The following is a 16,400-nucleotide window of genomic DNA, read 5'->3' on the forward strand; positions in this document are numbered from 1 at the left end:
AACCGCAGGAGAACATCATGACTACCGCAACGGCGCGCGTCTCCCGGCACGGGAGCAGCACAGCCAAACCTTCCAAGAACGCCAGGGCGCGGAAACGCGCCGTGGCCTGGGCACGGCGTGCACCGCTGCTGCCGGCACTGATCTTCCTCATCATCGTCACCCAGCTTCCGTTCGTGGTGACCCTGATCATTTCGTTCATGAACTGGAACAGCCTGAGCCCGGACAAGACCGGGTTCGCCGGCATTGAGAACTACATCCAGGTCCTCACCGATCCCTACATGCTGCAGGCGATCGTCACCACCATTGTCGAGACCGTCTCGGTTGTCCTGGCCAGCCTGGTCCTCGGCCTTGGCCTGGCCCTGCTCCTGGACAAGAAGTTCATTGGCCGCGGCCTGGCCCGAACCCTGCTGATCGCACCGTTCCTCATAGTTCCGGTTGCCGCGGCGCTCATCTGGAAGCATGCCATCCTCAACCCCGTCTACGGCCTGATCAACGGCGCCCTCACCTGGATTTGGTCGCTCTTTGGCAGCGACGCCCCGCCCCAGCCGGACCTGTTGTCCCAGGCGCCCCTAATGGCCATCATCGTCTCGCTGGTCTGGCAGTGGACTCCGTTCATGATGCTCATCCTCCTCGCCGGCCTTCAGTCCCGTCCGATGGACACCGTCGAAGCCGCCCAGATGGACGGCGCAAGCCCCTGGGACATCTTCCGCCACCTCACGCTGCCGCACCTGCGGCAGTACCTGGAACTCGGCGGACTGCTCGGGGCCATCTACATCGTGCAGAATTTCGACGCTACCTTCGTCATCACCTCCGGCGGCCTGGGCACGGCCAACCTGCCCTACGCCATCTATGAGACGTTCTACTACGCCAACGAATACGGGCTGGCGTCCGCCGCCGGCGTCGTGGTGGTCATCGGCACCATCATCGTGGCAACCTTCGCACTCCGCACCGTATTCTCGCTCTTCAAGAAAGAGGCAGCACGATGAGCACGCTCACCCCGGCCGAACCCCGGGCATCAGTCCCCGCCCCGCCCGCCCGCACTACCGGTTCCCGACGCCGGGGCAAGTCACGCATGGACCCCACGCGCAACAACACGGCCGCCGGCATCGCCGCCTGGCTGCTGGCCCTGCTGTTCGCGGTACCGGTCCTGTGGATGATCCTGACCTCGTTCCACTCGGAAACGGACGCCGCGACGAACCCGCCCTCCATCGCCGCCGACCTTAACCTGGACGCCTACAAGGAATTCTTCGGGGCAACTTCCGGCGTCAGCCCGTGGCCGTCGCTGATCAACTCCGCCACCGCCTCGATCTTCTCCACCGTCCTCGTCCTGTTGCTGGCCATCCCGGCCGCCTACGCCCTGTCCATCCGGCCGGTGAAGAAGTGGACCGACGTCATGTTCTTCTTCCTCTCCACCAAGATGATGCCCGTCGTCGCGGCCGTCCTGCCGCTCTACCTTTTCGCCAAAACCGCCGGGGCGCTGGACAACATCTGGTTCCTGGGCCTGATGTACACGTCGATGAACCTGCCCATCGCCGTGTGGATGATGCGCTCCTTCCTCGACGAAGTGCCCGTCGAAATGCTCGAGGCCTCCCAGATCGACGGCGCGGGCCTGTTGCTGACGCTCCGGAAGGTCGTCGCCCCCGTCGCGATGCCCGGCATCGCCGCCACCGCGCTGATCTGCTTCATCTTCAGCTGGAACGAACTCCTCCTCGCCCGGGTCCTCACCGGCGTCGTGGCCGGCACCGCCCCGGTCTTCCTCACCGGCTTCGTCTCAGGACAAGGACTGTTCCTCGCCAAGGTCTGCGCCGCCGCCGTCGTGATCTCCCTGCCCGTACTCTTCGCCGGTTTTGCCGCCCAGGACAAACTCGTCCAGGGACTCTCCCTCGGCGCCGTCAAATAGCGCCGTCAAGTAACCGGCCCCCTTCGACTCTCAAAGGAATACTTCAATGACAACGTCAACCGCACGGTCCCGCGCCTCCGGGCATTCTGAAGTACCGGCCACCATGCGCGCCGCCGTCCTCAAACGCCAGGGCGACATGGCCATGGAAACCCTGCCCGTCCCGAAGCTGGAAGCGGACCAGGTCCTGGTGAAGGTCGCCGCCGTCGGCGTCTGCGGCAGCGACGTCCACTACTACGAGCACGGCCGGATCGGCGACTACGTCGTGGACCACCCGCTGATCCTCGGCCACGAGCTCTCCGGCCGGATCGCCGCCGTCGGAAGCGATGTTGACCCGGGCCGCATCGGCCAGAGGGTCGCCGTCGAACCGCAGCGGCCCTGCCGGAAATGCAGGCAGTGCAAAGCAGGACGGTACAACCTGTGTCCCGACATCGAGTTCTATGCCACCCCGCCGGTCGACGGGGCCTTCACCGAATACGTGACCATCCAGGGCGACTTCGCCTACGAGATCCCGGACAGCGTCAGCGACGAGGCAGCCGCCCTCATCGAACCGCTCTCCGTCGGCCTCTGGGCCTGCGAACGCGCCGGTATCAAGCCCGGCAGCCGCGTCCTGATCGCCGGCGCCGGGCCCATCGGCATCATCGCCGCCCAGGCCGCCCGCACCTACGGCGCCGCCGAAATCTACATCAGCGACATCGCCGAAGACCGCTTGGCCTTCGCCCTGAAACACGGCGCCACACACGCCCTCAACGCCAGGACCGACAGCGTCGAAGGGCTCGACGTCGATGCCTTCATCGACGCCTCCGGCGCCCCGCAGGCCGTCCGCTCGGGCATCAAAGCCGTGGGCCCCGCCGGCAGGGTCATCCTGGTCGGGCTCGGAGCCGACGACGTCGAACTCCCCGTCTCCTACATCCAGAACCACGAAATCTGGCTCTCCGGCGTCTTCCGCTACACCAACACCTGGCCCCTTGCCATCCAGCTCATCGCCGACGGCAAGGTGGACCTGGACATCCTGGTCACCGGCAAGTTCACCCTCGCCGAATCCGAAGAAGCCCTGAAGGCGGGAAAGCAGACCGGCCAGCTCAAAGCCGTCGTCTACCCGGGCCGCTAGGCTCCGCGGCTCCGGGACATCAGCAACCACTCTCAGCACCAACCTGCAAGGAAGCAGACATGCCACCACCCGAGAACGGTCCCCAGCCAGACCTCTCTGACAACGTCCCCCTGGTCACCGTCATCGGCGAATCACTCGTCGACATCATCGATGACCCGCGCCGAGGAACCACCGCGCCCGAAACCCACCCCGGAGGCAGCCCCCTGAACGTTGCAGTCGGCTGCGCCCGCCTGGACCTCCGAACCAGCCTCATCACGCACTTCGCCGAAGACCGCCATGGGCGGATGATCGCCGAGCATCTGGACGGCAACCGCGTCCGGGCCATCGTCGGCGGTTCCCTGCCGACATCAACCGCGCTGGCATCCCTGGACGCCACCGGAGCCGCGCAATATTCGTTCTCCGTCACTTGGGATATAAACGCGGCCTCCATCCCGGCCCTGGCTGCAGTGGAGAGCTCACTCCATGTCCACACCGGCTCCATCGCGACGGCGCTCCCCCCGGGCGGCACGTCGGTACGGGGACTGATCGAGGCGGCCCGGCCCCACGCCACCATCAGCTTCGACCCCAACTGCCGGCCCGCCATCAGCCCCGAAACGGCTGCCGCCCGCCAACGGGCAGAAGACTTCGTTGCCGTCGCCGACATCGTCAAAGCCAGCGACGAAGACCTCCGCTGGCTCTACCCCGGCAGGACCCAGGACGAATCGATGGCAGCGTGGCTGGAGCTCGGACCATCGTTGGTGGCACTGACCCGTGGCGCCCAGGGCCCGGTGATCCTCACCCGGCGCTGCCGTGTGGAGATGCCGGGAGAGTCCGTCACCGTGACCGACACCGTCGGGGCAGGGGACTCCTTCATGGCCGCACTGATCTCCGGACTCGCGCAAATGGACTTACTCGGAGCCGCATCCAGATCACGCATGCAAGACCTTGGCCCGGACGAACTGCTCGCCTTGGCCGCATACGCGAACAGAGCCGCTGCGATCACTTGCTCCCGGCCGGGAGCAAATCCACCCACCTCCGGAGAATTGGGATCGATGACCGGATTCTTTGCTGCATCGGCAAACTTTGGCCGTCATGCGGAGTCGAAGCCCCGATTTAGTCCCCGGCTTTGAGGCTTCCTGCTGTGACGGTGGCGAGGTCGTCTCGGAACATTTCGGGCTCGTTGGCGACAGGGAGGTCCACGATGTCTTCGGCTGCGTCGAGAGATTCGACTGAGTCTGGTGTCAGGGAGGTGAAGACGGCGGTGAGGTCGTCTTGTTCGGGTCCGTGGTCGGCGACGAGTTCGAGAGTCTTGTGGTCGGCGGCATCAATATCAAGACTGTCGATGAGGACGCGGGCGATCTGCTCCCTGGCGATAACGCCGTCGGAGGGTGAGCCGGACTGTCGCCTGTCGCCCTGGAGCATGACGACCTTCCGCTGGTCGGGTTGATTGTAGTCAAACCAGCCGGGGCGCACGATCGTGTACGGGTTACCGCTGCCGCGGATGAGGCGCTCACTGCGCAGCTTCCACTGGGCGTAGGCGACGCCTGGTCGTGTTATCCCGATGGCGGTCATGAGCGCGATGCGTGGCCGGCGGCCGCCCAAGGCTTTCAGGACGTTGGCGACGCCGGCGTAGTCGTTATCCCGCACGTCGCGTTCGCTGGTCGTGGATCCGTGGGTGAACACGATTGCGTCGACTCCGTCGACGGCCGGCCCGAGGGTTTCGGGACGAGTCAGATCCCCGATCACCAGGTCCACACTTTCGGGGAGTAGGCGGGCGGCGCGGGTCTGGTCGCGCACGAGCGCCCGGACCGCGTAACCCTGTCGCAGCGCCTCGGCCACTGTGTGGCGGCCGATGCTGCCGGTGGCGCCAACGATGAGCACGGTGGAGGGACGGTCGATCACTTCTTCTCCTTGACGGGGATCTGCGGGGTGGGCTGCTGGGTCGCGGCCCAACTGGCGAGGACTTTCAGAGCGTCTTCGGAGGGTGTCCCGGGATCTGCTGTGTACACGTTGATGCGCAGTCCCGGGTCTGCGGGCAGCTCAAGTGCTTCAAAGCTCAAGTCCAAGTCGCCAACGATCGGGTGGTGGAGCCGCTTCCGGCCGGCGCGGTGGTACTTCACATCGTGACGGGCCCACCGGGTGCGGAACTCCTCGCTGCGGGTTGAGAGTTCACCGATCAGATCCGTGAGGTCCTTGTCGTACGGGTTTTTCCCGGCCGTGGAGCGCAGGACTGCGACGACGTCGTCCGCTGCTCGTTCCCAATCAGCGAAGAACTCCCGCGCTTTCGGATTCAGGAAGGTGAAGCGTGCGCTGTTCGGCGGAGTGGGCCCCTCTGCCATCATGTCCAGATAAAGGGCACGCCCCAGTTCGTTGGAGGCGAGGACATCCCCTCGGTCGTTGCGGACCCAGGCCGGCGCCGTCGTGATCGCATCGATGACGCGCTGCACGCTCGGCCGCACCGTCTGGGGGCTGCGCTTGCGCCGCACCCGGGGGGAGGCGGTCGCGGCGCGGGCAAGGTCAAAAAGGTGGGCCGTTTCGGCGTCGTCGAGCTTCAGGGCACGCCCGAGGGCTTCAAGGACACCGTCCGAGGCGCCCGAGAGGTTTCCCCGCTCAAGGCGTATGTAGTAATCGATGCTCATTCCGGCGAGCATGGCGACTTCCTCGCGGCGCAGGCCGGCAACGCGCCGGTTGCCGCCATAGGCCGGCAGGCCGGCCTCCTCGGGCGTGATCCTTGCACGGCGGGAGGTCAGGAATTTCCGCACGTCGTCGCTGTGTGTCATGGCATCCACGCTACGCGCGGTCGATGGGACGAGGGAGGGACTGGCATTACCCGGAACGACAGTGACTCCCGGCCCGTAAGGAATCAAGGTTGCATTGAAAGCATGAAACCTGCACCCGCAACCGCTCCGCACCCGGCGGCGATCCTAGCGATCATCCTCGTCAGCTACTTTATGATCCTGCTGGACAACTCGGTCATCTTCACCGCGCTGCCGAGCCTGCAGGCCGATCTGCGGCTGACGACCAGCGAGCTTTCCTGGGTTCAGGATGCGTACACGCTGGTCTTCGGCGGCCTGCTCCTCCTTGGCGCCCGTGCAGGCGATCTGCTCGGACGGCGGCGTGTCTTCGTCTTCGGGCTGGTGGTGTTCTCGATCGCGTCCCTGCTGATCGGCGTCGCCCCGGCGGGGTGGTGGGCGATCGCCGGCCGCGCCGTCCAGGGTATCGGAGCCGCGATCGTCGCGCCCGCATCACTGTCCCTACTCACCGCGAGCTTCCCGGAGGGCCGTGAACGCACCCGTGCCGTCGCCTTGTACGGTGCTACCGCGGGGATCGGCGCAAGCCTGGGGCTGGTCATCGGCGGCGCGCTGGCCCACTGGATCTCCTGGCGCGCCGGGTTCTTCGTCAACGTACCCATTGGCGCCGCGATGATCGCGCTCGCGCCGCGGTTCATCCCGGAAACAGGCCGCGCCCGCGGCCGCTTCGACGTGCTCGGGGCGCTCAGCGCCACACTGGGCGTCGGAGCTCTCGTGTTCGGCATCATCAACACCACCGACGCCGGCTGGACCTCACCGGTCACAATCACGGCCGTCAGTACCGGCGTCGTGCTCCTGGTCGTGTTCGTGCTGATCGAGCGCAGGGCGGCCCAGCCGATCATGCCCTTGCGGCTGTTCGCGAGCCGCCGCCGCACCGGCGCCTACCTGGCACGTTTCCTGTATCTGGGCGCAATGATCGGGTTCTTCTTCTTCACCACCCAGTTCCTGCAGGAAGTGCTCGGCTTCGACCCGCTGCGGGCCGGCATCGGATTCCTACCCATGACGGCGGTCAACTTCGCCGTCGCGATGAGCATCCCCCGGCTCGTAGGCCGGATGCCGGGCTCGGTCCCGCTCCTGACCGGGATCCTGCTCACGTTGACCGGGATGTTCTGGCTCAGCCGAGCCGGAGTCGACTCCGCATACCTGACAGGGGTGGCTCTGCCGATGATCCTCATCGGGGCCGGTCAGGGCCTCGCTTTTGCTCCACTGACCTCGTTCGGCATCACCGGCGCCCCCGCGTCCGACGCCGGCGCCGCATCCGGCCTGGTGAACACCTTCCACCAGGTCGGCACCTGCCTCGGGCTTGGTATCGCGGTCGCTGCCGCAGCCACCGTCCCGACCCCGGGCTCTGCCGTAGCCCACCTGGCCGCGCAGGTCAGCGTTGCGCTGACCACGGGCAGCGTCCTACTGTTCCTTGCCCTGGGTGTCACCGCCACCCTCATCCTGCCAGCAGACTTGGCTGCCCGCCGCACCAGGGCACCCCGGATAGCCGTGCCCGTACCGGAGGCCGAGCGCGTCCGCTGAGCTGGCCGGCCGGCAAGCCCAGGGCAACACCAACGAGCGGCACCCCTCGCGGTGCCGCCTCCCGCTCGATGGAGGTAATGATGTGCCCTCCCACAACTCCCCACCTCTGAATACCGTGAAAGGCATGGACATGAAACTTACTCTCAACAACGGCATTACGATGCCCGCCCTCGGTCTGGGCGTCTTCCAAAGCGCCCCCGAGAAGACCACGGCCGCCGTCGAGGCCGCGCTTGCTGCCGGCTACCGGCATATCGATACCGCCGCCGCGTACGGCAACGAGCGGGAGGTCGGTGAGGGCATCCGCAACTCGGGCCTGGACCGTTCAGAGGTGTTCATCGAGACCAAAGTCTGGGTCAGCGACTACGGCTACGCCGAGACGCTGCATGCTTGGGACAAGGCGACGGGCAAGCTCGGCGTTGACTACTTGGACCTGCTCATCCTGCACCAGCCCGCCCCGGACCGGTTCGAGAAAACCATTGCCGCGTACAAAGCACTTGAGCGCCTGCTCGCTGACGGGCGCGTGCGGGCCATCGGCGTCAGCAACTTCATGCCGCACCACCTCGAGCAGCTGCTGGCCACCACCGAGATCGTCCCGGCCGTGAACCAGATCGAACTGCACCCGTACTTCACCCAGCCGGACGTCCAGGCAGCCGACACCGAACACGGGATCCTCACCCAGGCATGGTCACCGATCGGCGGCATCACCTTCTACCCGGGATGGGGCGAGGACCGCAGGAACGTGATGGAAGACCCGACGATCACCAGCATCGGACAAACGCACGGCAAGAGCCCAGCCCAGGTCATGCTCCGCTGGCACTTGCAGCAGGGCCGTTCAGCCATCCCGAAGTCGACCAACCCCGCACGCATCGCCGAGAACTTCGACGTCTTCGACTTTGAACTCAGTGCCGACGAACTCGCCGCCGTCGACGCGCTCGATACGGGCGTGCGCAACGGACCGGACCCCGACGAGGCCCGCGAAGAGCGCTTCGCCATGGTCATCCCCGAAGCCTGAGACAGAGAGTAGACACCACCATGGAATATCGCCCACTTGGCCGCACCGGCGTGCAGGTCAGTCCCTTATGCCTCGGAGCGATGATGTTCGGCCCCTGGGGCAACGACGACCGTACGGACGCCATCCGGATTATCCACCGCGCCCTCGACTCCGGCATCAACTTCATTGACACCGCCGACGTCTACTCAGGCGGGGCATCCGAGGAGATCGTTGGGCAGGCTCTCGAGAGACGCCGCGACGACGTGTTCCTCGCGACGAAGTTCTTCATGCCCATGAGCGAGGACCCCAACCAGCGCGGCGGATCCCGCCGCTGGGTCATCCGCGAGGTCGAAAACTCCCTCCGTCGTCTGAACACCGACTACCTCGACCTGTACCAGGTCCACCGGCCCAGCCCCGACACGGATGTCGAGGAAACCCTCGGCGCCCTTACCGACCTCGTCCGTCAGGGGAAGGTTCGTTACATCGGCTCCTCGTCGTACTCCGGATCCCAGATCGTGGAAGCCCAGTGGGCGTCGCGTACACGGAACCTGGAGCGGTTCGTCACCGAGCAGCCGCCGTACTCGATCCTGGTCCGCGGCATCGAAGAGGACATCCTGCCGACGGTGCAGCGCCACGGCATGGGTACCCTCACCTACAGCCCGCTCAGCGGCGGGTGGCTCTCCGGGCGCTGGCGGAAAGACTCGGCGTCCGCACCCGCCTCTTCCGCACGTCCGAATGCCCGGTTCGACATGACAAGCCCGGCCAACCAGCGCAAACTCGACATCGTCGAAGATCTCGCCCACCTGGCCGAACAGGCCGGTTTGACCCTCATTGAGCTCGCCATAGCCTTCGTGATCAACCACCCCGGCGTCACGGCAGCGATCGTCGGACCGCGCACCCTGGAACAGCTCGAGTCCTACCTGCCCGCCGCCGACATCACTCTGTCCAGCGACGTTTTGGACCGCATCGACGAACTCGTCGCCCCCGGCGTGACTGTCAACCCTGACGACAACAGCTACGGTACCCACGAACTCACGGCGCAGGCGCGGCGACGGTGACAGGCGTGACCGCCGCGGCGGTAGAAGCGCTCCATGGCACCCTGTGCGAGGCGATGGTGGGCGGTGACGTGGCGGAGCTGGACAGCATCCTCGCCGACGACTTCACGCTTACCCACATGACCGGATACGTGCAGTCGAAGGCGGAATGGCTTGGTGCCATCGATACCGGCCAGATGCGGTACCACCGGATGGAAATAGTCGAGGCCGCCATCAGAACGGAAGGGACCACGCCCGGTTTGACCGCCCGCACACTCACCGACGCCACGATCTGGGGATCCAGGTCCACCTGGCGCCTGACGCTGCGTTCCTGGTTCGAACCCCACGGAGACGACTGGGTCATAGCACGCACCGTCGCATCCACCTGGTATTTCCCACGCAGCCCGTCCATTTGACGCACGAAAGATTCCAAACCGAAAGAAGGATCATCATGACTAACCAACCCAAGCAGCTCGGTGGCGGCCGAAAGATGTTCGGCGACTTCGCGCCAAAGCTTGCCGCGCTCACTGACGACGTCCTCTTCGAAGACGTCTGGAACCGGCCTGAACTCTCCGCACGGGACCGCAGCCTCATCACCGTGGCCGTGCTCACCGCTGGCGGAAACACCGCCCAGCTGGGCTTCCACCTCGGCCGCGCCATCGAGAACGGTGTGACCCAAGAGGAGCTCATCGAAGCCATCACCCACGTCACGCTCTACGCGGGCTGGCCCCAGGGCATGTCTGCCATGGGCGTCGCCAAACAGCTCTTCACAGACAACAAGTAAGGAACATCATGAACATCGAACCCTTTGTGCCCACCACGAAAAACCCGGCGGCCCAGTTCGCTGGCGACGTCTGGCTCGACCCAATCGCGCTCCCCCACGAGTCTGACCAGACGATGGTCGTCGCGACCGTCCGCTTCGCGCCCGGAGCACGCACAGCCTGGCACTCCCACCAGCACGGTCAATATCTGCGCGTCACCCAAGGTGTAGGCCGTTTCGGTACCCGAGACGGAAAGATCATCGAAGTCCATCCCGGCCAGACGCTCTACACCCCGCCCGGCGAGGAGCATTGGCACGCCGCCGCCCCGGGCTGCTTCATGGAACACATTGCCATGATCCAAAACGGCGAAGACCCGTCCAAGACCACCACTTGGCGCGAGCACATAACAGACGACGAGTACAACGGCCGCTAACCGCGGCTTTCCCCCCAAGGGCTTCGGTGTTTCAGCGCCGTCGGGTCTGGACCAATTTCCCTATTGGAGGGACGCCGTCAGGCGCGCCAGGTTGTCGAATACTTTTTGGGCTATGGGCCGCCGGATCCAGTCCTCGAGCTGCAGCTCACGGCTTTCCACGCGGTACCCGTCTTCGATCCGGCGAATTGCGTCCACAAAACCGCGGCCGTGCACAAGGACGGAAACTTCCATGTTGAGGCTGAAAGAACGGACATCCATGTTGCTGGACCCAATCACCGCAACCTCCTCATCGATGGTGAAGTGCTTAGAGTGCAGTACCTTTGGCGCCCGGTAAAGGTAAATCCTGACGCCGGCGCGGAGCAGTGCCTCGTAGTAGGAACGCTGCGCGTGATAGACCATGCTCTGGTCTCCGACCTCGGAAACAAAGAGCTCGACGCTTAGCCCCCGCGCGGCTGCCGTGACAATAGCCATCAGGATGGATTCGTCCGGGACAAAGTATGGACTGGTGATGCTGACGCGACGCTCAGCTTTGTGGATTAGCGTCGCGTAGAGCTTCAAATTGTTGTCGTTGTCGAAGCTGGGACCACTGGGCAGGACCTGTGCGTCAACGAGCGCGGAACGTTGGCTGACTCCTAGGGGGCTTGAATCCAGTGGCAGTATCACACCCGTTTCGCTGTACCAGTCCGTTGCGAAGACCGCATCCAGCTCCCGGACCACAGGTCCCTCGACGCGCATCATCAGCTCATGCCACTGGAGCCCGCGCTTCAGGTTACCCTTCGTGTCGTAGCTCGCGTCGATGACGTTCTGGGACCCAGTGAATCCCACGCGGCCATCGACGACGAAGATCTTCCGGTGATTGCGCAGGTCCGGCCTCTGCCATTCGCCGCGCCACGGCCGCACCGGCAGCATGGGGCGATATTCCGCCCCTATCTTCTGGAGGAAGTCCAAGGTTTCTTTCCGGCCGGGGAACTTTAGGCCAGCCAGATGATCGGACAGAACCCGCACGTCAACGCCGCGTGATCTTGCTCGGGCCAACGCTTGAAAATACGGCGCCGTCGTTGCGTCCAACACCAGGATGTAAAACTCCACGTGCACATAACTGGTGGCCGAATCGATCTCAGCGATCATGGCATCGAAAGTGCCGTTGTAGTCGCCCAACAGGGTCGCACTGTTGCCCGCGACCATAGGGAGCGCCCCAAGGTTGCTGTTCAACACTACCGCCGAATGGAGCCACTCCGGCCAGTCAAGGCCGCGGCTGATCAGTGGGCTGCCTTCAGTCCGCGCCAGGACCAGAGCGTTGACTTCGCGCTGTTTGTCCCGGCGCGCCTTGGGCAGTTTCGAGTAACCGACAAAGAAATACGCGACTGCACCCAGGATCGGTATGAAAATTATGGCGAGCACCCAGGCAATAGCCGAGGACGGACGGCGATTCATCGACACGAGGACAGCTGCGACGGTCACGAGCAATATGTGGGCCGCAAGCAGGAGCAACGCAAATGTTTCAGCGTCCTGGAAGAATCCGCGCACGGCTGCCTACTTCGATGCCGCGAAGGCCGTCAAACCAGCACCCGGCTTTTGATTCTTTCAAACTGATCGCGAAAAAGGTCACCGATGATCGCAAAAACACCAAACAGGTAGGCAAAGAAAACGGACGCAGCGAAGAACCGCCAGAAAATATCCCACGAGTTTTCCCAGAAACTCATTTGTGTTACCTGCTCTCAAAGACGCGGTCTCGTTTCCGGGACGGCCTGTCCCTCAGCCCTACCCGTGGAGGGTATGACTATTGTTGGCGCTAAGCCCGGCATGGACCTCACCCGCTGCGGGTGAAATCCCGGAAATGTTTGGAGCGAATTCCGGAAACGAGTTCATGAGCGTCTGGCCGAAGGGCTGCTCACAAATAGCTCGAGAAGGGAAAATCCCGTACGCTTTCAGGAGCCAGAGCCGGTGAAACTTTTGTCAGCTCGTGGTTCGGTGCCTTTCAGTGGGTGTGTGCTCGCTCGCTCCCCAGCTTGCGAGGAGGCGGAGACGTTCCGCTGAAGGGGAGCCTGGCTCTGCGGTGTAAACCATAAGCACGAGGCCTGGCTCGGCGGTGATCGCGAGTTCCTCGTACGCGAGGGTAAGTTCCCCGGCCACGGGGTGATGGAAGCGTTTTGTTCCGGAGCCATGGGTGCGTACGTTGTGCGCGCCCCATAGTGCACGGAAGGTCTCGCTTCGTGTCGAGAGCTCTCCGACAAGGTCCTGCATTGTGCGGTCGTGAGGGTCCCGGCCCGCTTCGGCACGCATGATGCCCACGCACATCTCGCCAAACTGCTCCCAGTCGGGGTAGAAGTCGCGCGAAGCCGGGTCCAGGAACTGAAACCTCGCGAGGTTCGGGGTGCGGCCACTGTCTCCGATCACCGGCGAGTAGAAGGCGCGCCCCAAGGCGTTTGTCGCGAGCAGGTTCTGGTACGGGTCGCGGACGAATGCGACACCCTCGGTGATCGCTTCCAGCGCCCACTGCAGGCTCAAGCGGGCCCCGGCTTGGGCGGTGGCGCGTTTGCGGAGCCTCCCGGAGGTCGGGATGCCATCTGCCGCCCGGGCCAGGTCGAACAAGTGCGCCCGCTCGGTGTCATCGAGACGAAGGGCGCGGGCGACGGATTCGAGCACGGACGCGGACGCGCCCGCGATGGAACCGCGCTCGAGCTTCGCGTAGTACTCCACGCTGACGTCGGCGAGTAACGCGACTTCGCTGCGCCTCAGCCCGGCCACCCGACGATTCGACCCCGCGGCAATGCCGGCGTCTTCCGGTGTGAGTCGTGCGCGCCGCGACATCAGGAACTCTCGCACTTCAGCCCGGTTATCCATGGTTCAAGGGTAAATCGGCAGGGAGGAACGAGGGGTTCCCTCTCGGTACACCCCTCAACAGAGACTCCCCCGCGCACGGAAAGAAAGTTGGACTGGTTGGACCCGATGAACAGGAGAGCAAATTATGCGTGGTGTTGTCATGTACGGCGCCGTCGGACTCTCGGCGATCCTCGCCGCCAAGCAGCTCGGCGCCAAGGGGTCTATCCCACGGCCCGTGGGATAGACCTCCCGCCGCGTCCGATCTCCAAGCCCGATCCCCGGCATCACCGCCCCGCACGAAAGGAGCCACATGACAACCGTCCCCACACGAACACCTGCACCAGAAGTCAGGGCACAGCAAAAGCTGCCTTTGCTCGCCCTCGTCGTCCTGGCCGCAATGGGATTCATCCTCGTCGCTACCGAAACCATGCCAGCCGGCCTGCTCCCCGTCATCGCAGCAGGCCTCCACACAAGCGAAGGAACTGTCGGTCTGCTCGTCAGCGCCTACGCTCTCGGGACGGTCCTCGCCACCATTCCCGCGATCACCCTCACCCGCGGCATGCGACGAAAGCCTCTGCTGCTCGCGAGTATCGCCGGACTCGTGATGGCCAACACGCTCACCACGTTCTCTCCTGAGGCGACACTGTCTCTCGTCTCACGATTCCTCGCCGGCGCGTTCTCGGGAACCATTTGGGGAATGCTCGCTGCCTACGGCCGCCGCATCAGCCCGCCCCAAAACGCCGGGCTGTCCCTGGCCATCGTTTCCATGGGCGCTCCCCTCGGGTTCGCTTTCGGCACCCCCCTCGGCGCCTGGATCGGAAGGACCTTCGACTGGCGATGGTCCTTCGGCGCGCTCTCCGTCCTCGCACTCGTCGTCGGCGCACTGATCATCGCATTCGTCCCTGATGCCCCCGGGCAACCGGCCACGTTGCGGCTTCCCCTGGGGCGCGTGTTCCGGATCCCCGGAGTAGCCCTCATCCTCACCGTCATCGTCGTCTGGATGCTCGCCCACAGCACCATCTACACCTACATTGCCCCCTACCTCCGCGCCACAGAAACCGGCCTCTCCGCCGACCTCGTCCTACTGATCTACGGCATCGCATCGGTCATCGGCGTGGCCATCACCGGAGCGCTGCTGGACCGCTGCCCCCGGCCCCTCCTGCACCTGAGCGTCACCGCGTTCGTCGCATCCGGAGTCATCCTGCTCATCGGACACACATCGGCCCTGGCCATTGTGATCGCCGCCGCCCTCTGGGGCGTCGCCTTCGGCGGCGCGTCAGCCCAGCTGCAGGGCCCGCTGACCACCGCAGGAGGCGAAAACGCCGACGTCGCCAACGCGTTCCTCCCGGTCGCCTTCAACATAGCAATCTTCGGCGCCGGCATCCTCGGCGCACTCCTCCTGACGCCATTCGACGGGCTGGCGCTACCGGTAGTCATGATCGCCCTCGGGATCGCAGCCCTCCTGCTCACCCTGTATGGCCGCCGGTCGGCATTCCTCCGCCGCCTCTGAGCAAATCCAGTTCCTGCAATGAGGGCAGGCACGGATGGGGACTCTGCAAATAGCGCACAAGCGGGCACCACGGGCCACGACGCACTCAACCTACTCGCCAGCTGAGCCACCACAGTACGCAGCGAAACACGGCTCAAGACGACCGACTCAGCCCCTCAGCGGTCAGCCCGCGCCCTGGCCCTCGCGGGCCACCTCTTCCAGAATCCTGGCCGTCGGCGCTGCCGTCATCAGCTGCCCTATCACCTCGGGTTTGTCCCACACCTGGCTGCGCAACGTTTCCAGAAAGACGGTCGCGGCGTCCTTGGTATCGAAGTCGAGGAGCACGGCCACGCTGTTCTGGTCCTCCGTGTCCCGGAAAACCCGGATAGACCGGGCGCCCGAGGCGGCGCGGCCTGCGGGATCGGTGTCGAAGACTTTCTTCCATGCCTCGTAGTCCCGGACCGGATAGCTAATCTGCAGGGTGAACATCGTCGTTCCTTTCCCTCGGGCTGTGTCAGGACCACGATAGGCCGTCCCGCGTCATCCCGGTAGGGCCGGAGGGCGGCCCTGCTCCCCTGCGGCGCGGCCTCGAAACCTTCGGCCCTCGCTAGACCAAACCCTTCGGGCCGGCCGTGGCAGGTCCGACCGGCCCGGTGTAAACGGGGCCGCGAGGCCACAGTGTGCTCCGCCGCGTCCTCGAGCCCAGGCCTACGCCCTCGTTGATGGGCTGTGTTGCGGGAGGGGGCAGAGGTGGCGCAGCCGGAATGCGACCGCGAAGATCCAAGCCATAAACGTGACCAGAATGGCCCGTTGCACGAGCCCTTTCCAGTCGAAGAGTCCGCTACCGGGCTGCTGGCTAATCTTGAGCAGAACGATCCCGAGAGTAAGGACCACGCCGCTGAGAAGTGTCCACCCCGCCAGGGGGCGCCAGGCCGGGTCCCTGCGGAAGCGCCGGTAGAAAACGAAGCAACTGAACGGCGCGAACGTGAAGACGATGGCGCCGAAGATACCGTGCACCATGCCATGCGGACTGGTTTGGCCGAACATCGCCGACGGGTCGGTGACGAACGGCCCCGAGGCAATCAGGCTGACGCCGATCCCCTGCACAAGAAACGGCCCGGCCCGGGAAACCGCGCCGGCGCTGAAATAAGCGGCCAGACCGCGGCCGAACATCAACACCAAGGCGCCCGTCAGCACGAAGTTGAGGACCTGGACCCACCCATAGGGGCCAAGAGCCAGCTCGCTGACGAACATACCCGTCCAGGAGTAGCCGGGGTACAGCCACCCGTAAACGGTGAAGACGGATACAAACAGAACGGCGCCCGCCATGCCCGCCACGGCCCCCACCCGGACGCGCCGTGGTGCGGCCGCCGACAAGCCGGGGACAGGGCTCGGGATCACAAGGTGGAGCCTAGTACGATCCGGGGGTCATACGACACGGCACCGGGAAGCAATTTGGTCTTTACGCTGATGGTGACATGAGCGTTCACGGCTTCGGGTTCGCGCGTCTCTCGTGGCCGCGAAGATCGTCCAATACGACCGAAGCCA

The 16,400-nt window shown here is 64.8% G+C and carries 18 protein-coding genes; 11 read left to right on the plus strand and 7 right to left on the minus strand.

What is annotated here, in order from left to right; all coding sequences use genetic code 11:
- Positions 1 to 17 precede the first annotated feature (17 nt).
- Genes ACVWYS_RS10215 through ACVWYS_RS10230 form a run of 4 tightly spaced genes read left to right on the plus strand, consistent with a single transcriptional unit; the run spans position 18 to position 4,117 of the window.
- The gene (locus ACVWYS_RS10215; RefSeq protein ID WP_456509703.1) at positions 18 to 986 is read left to right on the plus strand and encodes a carbohydrate ABC transporter permease; all 969 of its coding nucleotides are present in this window, start codon (positions 18 to 20) and stop codon (positions 984 to 986) included.
- Positions 983 to 1,900: a carbohydrate ABC transporter permease gene (locus tag ACVWYS_RS10220; protein ID WP_344367927.1), complete on the plus strand. Its 918-nt coding sequence runs from the start codon at positions 983 to 985 to the stop codon at positions 1,898 to 1,900. Before ACVWYS_RS10215 ends, ACVWYS_RS10220 begins: the two co-directional genes overlap by 4 nt.
- Before the next feature lie 46 nt (positions 1,901 to 1,946).
- Positions 1,947 to 3,008, plus strand: coding sequence for an NAD(P)-dependent alcohol dehydrogenase (locus tag ACVWYS_RS10225; protein WP_456509704.1), 1,062 nt, complete (start codon positions 1,947 to 1,949; stop codon positions 3,006 to 3,008).
- A gap of 59 nt (positions 3,009 to 3,067) precedes the next feature.
- Positions 3,068 to 4,117, plus strand: a complete 1,050-nt coding sequence (locus tag ACVWYS_RS10230) for a carbohydrate kinase family protein (protein WP_456509705.1) — start codon at positions 3,068 to 3,070, stop codon at positions 4,115 to 4,117.
- On the opposite strand, the gene ACVWYS_RS10235 is transcribed toward ACVWYS_RS10230, so the two are convergent.
- A complete protein-coding gene (locus tag ACVWYS_RS10235; protein WP_456509706.1) occupies positions 4,101 to 4,889 on the minus strand; it encodes an SDR family oxidoreductase in 789 nt (262 codons plus the stop codon). The genes ACVWYS_RS10230 and ACVWYS_RS10235 overlap by 17 nt on opposite strands.
- Complete coding sequence (locus ACVWYS_RS10240) at positions 4,886 to 5,767, minus strand: helix-turn-helix transcriptional regulator (protein ID WP_456506673.1); 882 nt, start codon at positions 5,765 to 5,767, stop codon at positions 4,886 to 4,888. Before ACVWYS_RS10240 ends, ACVWYS_RS10235 begins: the two co-directional genes overlap by 4 nt.
- Before the next feature lie 102 nt (positions 5,768 to 5,869).
- On the opposite strand from ACVWYS_RS10240, the gene ACVWYS_RS10245 reads away from it, so the two are divergent.
- From ACVWYS_RS10245 to ACVWYS_RS10270, 6 genes are all read left to right on the plus strand, one after another.
- Positions 5,870 to 7,321 (plus strand): MFS transporter, encoded by a 1,452-nt coding sequence (locus tag ACVWYS_RS10245; protein ID WP_456506674.1) that lies wholly within the window; start codon positions 5,870 to 5,872, stop codon positions 7,319 to 7,321.
- 130 nt (positions 7,322 to 7,451) lie between these two features.
- Positions 7,452 to 8,333: an aldo/keto reductase gene (locus tag ACVWYS_RS10250; RefSeq protein ID WP_456506675.1), complete on the plus strand. Its 882-nt coding sequence runs from the start codon at positions 7,452 to 7,454 to the stop codon at positions 8,331 to 8,333.
- Positions 8,334 to 8,353: 20 nt separating this feature from the next.
- A complete protein-coding gene (locus ACVWYS_RS10255; protein WP_456506676.1) occupies positions 8,354 to 9,370 on the plus strand; it encodes an aldo/keto reductase in 1,017 nt (338 codons plus the stop codon).
- The gene (locus ACVWYS_RS10260; RefSeq protein WP_456506677.1) at positions 9,367 to 9,762 is read left to right on the plus strand and encodes a nuclear transport factor 2 family protein; all 396 of its coding nucleotides are present in this window, start codon (positions 9,367 to 9,369) and stop codon (positions 9,760 to 9,762) included. The genes ACVWYS_RS10255 and ACVWYS_RS10260 overlap by 4 nt, the downstream gene beginning before the upstream one ends.
- A 35-nt stretch (positions 9,763 to 9,797) precedes the next feature.
- Positions 9,798 to 10,130: a carboxymuconolactone decarboxylase family protein gene (locus tag ACVWYS_RS10265; RefSeq protein ID WP_456506678.1), complete on the plus strand. Its 333-nt coding sequence runs from the start codon at positions 9,798 to 9,800 to the stop codon at positions 10,128 to 10,130.
- A gap of 8 nt (positions 10,131 to 10,138) precedes the next feature.
- Positions 10,139 to 10,540 carry a (R)-mandelonitrile lyase gene (locus ACVWYS_RS10270; RefSeq protein WP_456506679.1) on the plus strand — a complete coding sequence of 134 codons (402 nt, stop codon included), beginning with the start codon at positions 10,139 to 10,141 and terminating at the stop codon, positions 10,538 to 10,540.
- A 60-nt stretch (positions 10,541 to 10,600) separates the two neighbouring features.
- Here the strand turns inward: ACVWYS_RS10270 and cls are convergent, their stop codons facing one another.
- From cls to ACVWYS_RS10285, 3 genes are all read right to left on the minus strand, one after another.
- Positions 10,601 to 12,067 (minus strand): cardiolipin synthase, encoded by a 1,467-nt coding sequence (gene cls, locus ACVWYS_RS10275; RefSeq protein ID WP_344367936.1) that lies wholly within the window; start codon positions 12,065 to 12,067, stop codon positions 10,601 to 10,603.
- A gap of 29 nt (positions 12,068 to 12,096) precedes the next feature.
- Positions 12,097 to 12,243, minus strand: coding sequence for a hypothetical protein (locus ACVWYS_RS10280; RefSeq protein ID WP_344367937.1), 147 nt, complete (start codon positions 12,241 to 12,243; stop codon positions 12,097 to 12,099).
- 253 nt (positions 12,244 to 12,496) lie between these two features.
- A complete protein-coding gene (locus tag ACVWYS_RS10285; RefSeq protein ID WP_456506680.1) occupies positions 12,497 to 13,384 on the minus strand; it encodes a helix-turn-helix transcriptional regulator in 888 nt (295 codons plus the stop codon).
- 289 nt (positions 13,385 to 13,673) lie between these two features.
- Between ACVWYS_RS10285 and ACVWYS_RS10290 the strand changes: the two genes are divergently transcribed.
- Positions 13,674 to 14,873, plus strand: coding sequence for an MFS transporter (locus ACVWYS_RS10290; RefSeq protein WP_456506681.1), 1,200 nt, complete (start codon positions 13,674 to 13,676; stop codon positions 14,871 to 14,873).
- Between the two features lie 162 nt (positions 14,874 to 15,035).
- On the opposite strand, the gene ACVWYS_RS10295 is transcribed toward ACVWYS_RS10290, so the two are convergent.
- Both ACVWYS_RS10295 and ACVWYS_RS10300 read right to left on the minus strand, forming a co-directional pair.
- Positions 15,036 to 15,341 carry a hypothetical protein gene (locus tag ACVWYS_RS10295; RefSeq protein ID WP_456506682.1) on the minus strand — a complete coding sequence of 102 codons (306 nt, stop codon included), beginning with the start codon at positions 15,339 to 15,341 and terminating at the stop codon, positions 15,036 to 15,038.
- A 219-nt stretch (positions 15,342 to 15,560) separates the two neighbouring features.
- Positions 15,561 to 16,181 carry a DUF998 domain-containing protein gene (locus ACVWYS_RS10300; RefSeq protein ID WP_456509047.1) on the minus strand — a complete coding sequence of 207 codons (621 nt, stop codon included), beginning with the start codon at positions 16,179 to 16,181 and terminating at the stop codon, positions 15,561 to 15,563.
- Between the last annotated feature and the right edge of the window lie 219 nt (positions 16,182 to 16,400).

The sequence above is a fragment of the Arthrobacter sp. TE12231 genome (assembly GCF_054062895.1).